Annotated in this window: 6 protein-coding genes and 1 pseudogene; all 7 read right to left on the minus strand. The window is 23.4% G+C overall.

What is annotated here, in order from left to right; translation table 4 throughout:
* Window positions 1–235: 235 nt before the first annotated feature.
* Window positions 236–478, minus strand: coding sequence for a hypothetical protein (locus BST80_RS03760; protein WP_415746024.1), 243 nt, complete (start codon window positions 476–478; stop codon window positions 236–238).
* Between the two features lie 207 nt (window positions 479–685).
* The gene (locus tag BST80_RS03765) at window positions 686–901 is read right to left on the minus strand and encodes a hypothetical protein (protein WP_415746025.1); all 216 of its coding nucleotides are present in this window, start codon (window positions 899–901) and stop codon (window positions 686–688) included.
* The gene (locus BST80_RS03770; RefSeq protein WP_415746026.1) at window positions 883–1,548 is read right to left on the minus strand and encodes a hypothetical protein; all 666 of its coding nucleotides are present in this window, start codon (window positions 1,546–1,548) and stop codon (window positions 883–885) included. Before BST80_RS03770 ends, BST80_RS03765 begins: the two co-directional genes overlap by 19 nt.
* A 60-nt stretch (window positions 1,549–1,608) precedes the next feature.
* Window positions 1,609–2,187 carry a hypothetical protein gene (locus tag BST80_RS03775; RefSeq protein WP_415746027.1) on the minus strand — a complete coding sequence of 193 codons (579 nt, stop codon included), beginning with the start codon at window positions 2,185–2,187 and terminating at the stop codon, window positions 1,609–1,611.
* A gap of 188 nt (window positions 2,188–2,375) precedes the next feature.
* A complete protein-coding gene (locus BST80_RS03780; RefSeq protein WP_415746028.1) occupies window positions 2,376–2,717 on the minus strand; it encodes a hypothetical protein in 342 nt (113 codons plus the stop codon).
* 412 nt (window positions 2,718–3,129) lie between these two features.
* A complete protein-coding gene (locus BST80_RS03785) occupies window positions 3,130–4,767 on the minus strand; it encodes a lipoprotein (protein ID WP_415746029.1) in 1,638 nt (545 codons plus the stop codon).
* A gap of 35 nt (window positions 4,768–4,802) precedes the next feature.
* Window positions 4,803–5,672: pseudogene (locus BST80_RS03790) on the minus strand (hypothetical protein); the annotation flags it as partial.

Below are 5,672 nucleotides of genomic sequence, written 5' to 3' on the forward strand. Positions count from 1 at the left end.
TCTAATTTAAAGACTAAATCAGTGGTCTAAAATGTATATGGTTTTCACAGATTTTTAAAAATTTATAATTGATTTTTTATGATTTTTATTGTATTATTTGACTAATAAGGTTTGTTGCAGTTCATTTTACATAATTCCCCAAATAAAAATGCATCTCTTTTAAAAAGTTCGTAAAATTTTTTAAAGATACTGACTTTTTTAGATGCATATTTTAATAATTATTTTAAATTATTTTTTAAATCAAATTTAAATCTTTTAATATTCTGGCACCTAATATATCACCAATGATAGCTAATATTATAAATTTTAAAATAAAATTATTTCTGACTGGTAACAATGGCGTTATGTCATCTTCAATTTCAATCTCTTCATATTGACGAAAATATTCTTGACTGCAACTCATTGATTCATATTCTTGATTTGTTCTTGAAATTAACTCTTTTATAGTTTTAAATGATTTTTTCATATTTTTATACATTTTTTTCAAATACTTTTACTTTGGATTTCCTTATCACTAAAATATTGATTAATTTTATCTCGTAGTGAAGCTGAAACACTCCCTCTATTGCGAAAGTAATTATTAATTTCATTTTTTAAGCCTGCCTCAATCCTTTCTCTTCTATCAAAATTTTTATTAATTTCATTTTTTAATAATACCCACTCACCTTCAGAACTTTCAAAATATTTATCAATTTCACTTATTAATTAAAGGAAGTATAGAATCTTCTAATTCATTTGAGCCTTTATCCTCTTGTGTTTCTGTCTCATCTAAATAATTATCAATTTTATTTAAAATTGAAGAAGTTCTACTTGTTGAAGGTCTTTGCTCTGCACCTAATGACTTATTTATTGTCATTGTTAACACTTTTGCTAATTTTTCATCTAAGTTTGACTGTGTCATCCCACTAGTTGAAGGAGTAGTCATATCAGGATGCTCTGTTGTTTGTCTTTTTTTCGAAATTCATCATGTATTTTTGCTATTATTTTAACTTGACTATTTTGGATTTTTCTTCCATTAATTTTTTTTCATTCAAAAATATCATTATTGTTATCAACAATTTCATTATAATATTCAAAATAATCACGTTGTCAAAAACCACCTTTATATCCAATATATGAAGTTATTCGAATTGACTCATTATTTTTTAATTTTAAAGAACTATTATAATAATAACTAAAATTTTCTCAAATTAAATCAGCAAAAGAATTTAACTCTTTTAAATTAAGTTTATATTTAATATCATTATATGCAGGAGGAAAGACTGATAATAAATTTGTTAATTTACTAATAAAATCATATTTACCATTGGAAAAGAAAAGTGTATTTATTTTCTCTCAAATAATTTTGTTAATTTTAATTTTAATTTTTGTTCTTGTTGATCATTCAACAACATTATCTTTTCCAATACATTGGTCATTATCATATCTATATCTTTCTTGAACAGCTGTATTCAATTCCTGCTGGAAGGTAACGTTGTCTTGATTATTTTTTAGTTCTGTTCTTTCACCAAGAATATCATTATATTTTCAAGGTTTTGTTGATCTCAATAATAATATGTATATCCAAAATAAGAAGTAATTTTTACAGCTTGATTATCAAGCTCTAAATTAAGAAATAAGTCATAAATAGTAAGGAAAATTTTCTCAAATTAAATAAACAAAAGAATTTATATCATTGTCTGTAATTGAATTTCATCATGCACTATGATCTTCTCTATGAAAATTAGCAATTCCATTTTTCAATTTAATTATAAAATCTTCTTTTAAATTTAACATAAATAAAACAACTATTTTCATTCAAGTCTTAGCTGTTAGTGTTAATTTTAATAAGTCCGATGACAAAAATTTATAATATTTTTCAAGAGCATTTTTTTGAAAAGAATACTGGTTAGAAGTTAATAATTTTGGTATTACTTTTGGCACTAACCTTGCTAATTGTTTATCTAATTCTAATTCTACAATAGGGCGTGCCGAAGATGAAACTATTTCAAATTTTTCTAGTGTTTTTCTTTCTGACCTGCTTAATTTTTGATCATCATATTTAGTTAAATTAATAATTTGGTTTGGTTTTAATTTTTCTAATTGTTTGTTAGTAGTTATATGTTCATATGAATTATTAGCAACTGTAAAAGACATCCCATTAATTCCAATTACTGTTGCACTTATTAAACATAATGTTTTTTTCATTTATGTTTTCCTTTCATTTTTTTATTATAAATTTAATATTTTCATAGTTAATTCTTTTGCCATAATATCATATACTAAGAAAAAACTAAACTTTAAAATGCTTGTAAAAGTATTTCAAATGCTTAGTTTTTATTTTGATTTATTAACACATTGTAATTAAGTTAATAATTTGCTTTTAAATAATGTAATTAAGAAATTATAATTTCAAAGTAAAATTTTGTCTGCGTCTTGGTTCAACCTAAGAAGGTCGGATTAGCAGCAGTTGCTTTAGCTGTTAATTTAACATTAATAGTATTATTAACATATTCAAAATCTAAAAATAATTCGCCATATGCGATAGCATATGTATCTTTATCAGCTGTATATCAAATATTGCCAATATTTTTTCTTTTTAATTTTATTTCGCTTACTAAAGGTATTCCCGATACTATTTTATCAGAAGAGTCAAATGAAAATAAATTCACCCAACCATTGCTAGTTTGTGAGTCAAAACTAGTTCCTTCTGCTCAGTCTTCATAACTATTTGACAATCTTTTTATTTGAAATAATGAGTATTTATTTTTAGGGAATAATTCTTTAGTTCAAAAAAATACATTTTCACTAGAATTTATTCTTGCAAAACCATCAACTTTAGTTACAGGTGTTTTTAATTCAATTTTTTCACAAATAATATTTTTTTACTTATATTNNTTTTTTTTTTTNTTTTTTTTTTTTTTTTTTTTTTTTTTTTTTTTTTTTTTTTTTATNNAATTNATTTTTTTCTATNTTTTCTTATTTTATAAAATGAATTAGTATTTAACAAAAAAAATCTAGGTAATAATAATTCTAAGTTTTTTTTCATAATTTATTGTCTTCTCTGAATTAAAAGATCAATTAAAAGATTAAGTTTTTAAATTTATCTATCTTTAACAATAAATTATTCTTAATATATTTTTTAATCATTTATCTCATTATTGGATATATTAGAAATAAAACACAATTACTTGATAATTTATTTTTCCCAATCCCAGCAAAAGAATAATATAAACCACTATTTAAATCTTTACCAAAAGTAAATAAAATAGCTCAACTTTCATTTTCAGAATATTTTAATGCTAAAACTGAGCCTTCTAGTTCATTAACATCAACTATTTTTTCTCCTTTTGCTCTCTCAAATAATGGATGTGATATTAAATTAAATAATTCAATGTCTTCTAAATCCGTTGTTGCCTCAGAACTTTTAAAATTATCCAATAACATTTTTGTTACTTCTTTTAATCCATCTCTTTGATTTTTATCTAATAACTTTTTAAATAGTAAATTAGAAACTTTAAGTTCAACTGCCTGAGTCGTAATTTTTAAACTATTTATATATTTTCAAAAAGCAATAATAATTTTCCCTCAATTATTTAATTTTTTATCAATTGCGGCTTTTGATAATTGCAAAGTTATCATCAAATCTTCATCATCACTACCTTTAACATTTCCTGACAAACCCATACCATAAATATTAATATAGGTTAAATTAATTTTAAAAGTACCTAAACTTAAATAATCTGTTTCATTAATATTTAAAGCAGGACCAATTTTATTCTTATAAAAATTAACAAAATCACCTTCTGTAACATTTTCAATAGTCTTTGATCCTTCATCGCCTTTAAATCAATTAGCTAAAGTTAAATTATTAATATTTCGATTATCTTTCAAACTATCAAAGCCTTTATTTTTAGCAGATAAATCTCCCTTCATAACTTGTTCTATTAATTCAACAGCATTATAAGTTATTTCAATATTTTTAAACTCTTTTTTACTATTAATATATTCTTTAAATGAAAANTTTAATCTTTCATCTAAAGCTGTAGTTTTTTCCGAAAAATCTCATTGAACATTATCATATAAAGGCTTAAAAATATCATTTNTACTAAAATCAGCGTTTTCTAAGTTTTTAAAATATTCTTGAATATTTTTAATTAAAAAAGTTGTTGCTTTGTCAGAAAGAACTTTTAATGCGGTTGTATTTTCACTAACATTATAGATTGTAGAAATTTCAAAACTTGAAAATAATGTTTTAAATTTAATACTTANCNCAGCTTTAAAATCAATTCGAACAGCACTAAATGGTTCTGNATTAATATCAGCAGGAAATTTATTTTTTATCGCTTCAACATTTACAAAATTAACATTAATAACTNTATGCTCTTCATCAAAATTTAATGGCATACTATTAGGAAAATAATTTGAATATTCATTCTGTAAATTATAATTTACTGTTTCAAAAATCTTCGTAAAATCATTAATAAAATAATTTGCTAATTTCTTATCTTCAGCATTGTTTAAATTCAATTGATACATTGAATTACCATTATCAACTTTTGCATAAATTTTTGCTAAATTATTTTTGCNACTATCGACATACATCTTTTCTTTTATTTTCTCAGTAATTGCAGTAACTGCTTTATCCTGAATCTCAGATAATACTTCAAGATCACGCGCAGTTGTATCTTCTTTTTTNGTCTTAGTCTTTGTATGACATGCTACAATATTTGATACACCAGTACCAGCTAAAGTTACAACACCTAAAACACTTAATAATTTTTTCATAGTTTTTTTCTCCTATTTTTTATAAACTTAATTATTTATTTTCGCGGTCATATTTGTAAAGATACCTCATTTTTTTCTTTTGCTCCTACAAACGAATAATATAAACCATACTCTAATTTTTTACCAAAAGTAAATAAAGCAGCTCAATTTTGTTTCGAATATATATGAACTCATTCTAAAACAGTATTGTTCGCACTATCCTCATCTTTCATTCCTTTTACTCTTTCAAATAATGGATGTGATATTAAATTAAATAATTCAATGTCTTCTAAATCCGTTGCTTCTTTAGAACTTTTAAAACTATCTACTAATACTTTCAAAGTTCCTTTTAATCCATCTCTTTGATTCTTATCTAATAACTTTTGAAATAATAATTTTGGTACTACCACTTGAACTGCCCCATAACGAACATGAATCGACTCATTATTGGTAATATAATTTCAAAAAGCAATAATAATCTTTCCTCAATTATTTAATTTTTTATCAATTGCCGCTTTTGACAATTGTAAACTTACCATTAAATCCTCACCATCATTGTTTTTGGCATAACCTGACAAACCTATACCATAAACATTAATATAAGTTAAATTAATTTTAAAAGTTCCTAAATCCAAATAATCTGCTTCATTAATATTTAAACCATGACCAATTTTATTCTTATAAAAATTAACAAAATCACTTTCTGTTACACCCCTATTAGTTTTTCAACCATCTCTGTTCTCATCTTTAAATCATTGTGATAATTCCAAGTCATGGATATTTCTACTATCCTTTATAATATCATAACTTTTCTTTTGAACAGACAAAGTTTCTTTTGTTAGTTGGTCAACCAAAGGTACAGCATTATAAGTTATTTCTATATTCTGAAATTCTTTTTTACTACTAATATATTCTTTAAATGAAAA

Origin of the sequence: Spiroplasma sp. Moj, assembly GCF_016082285.1 — a bacterium.
Lineage (GTDB): Bacteria > Bacillota_I > Bacilli_A > Mycoplasmatales > Mycoplasmataceae > Spiroplasma > Spiroplasma phoeniceum.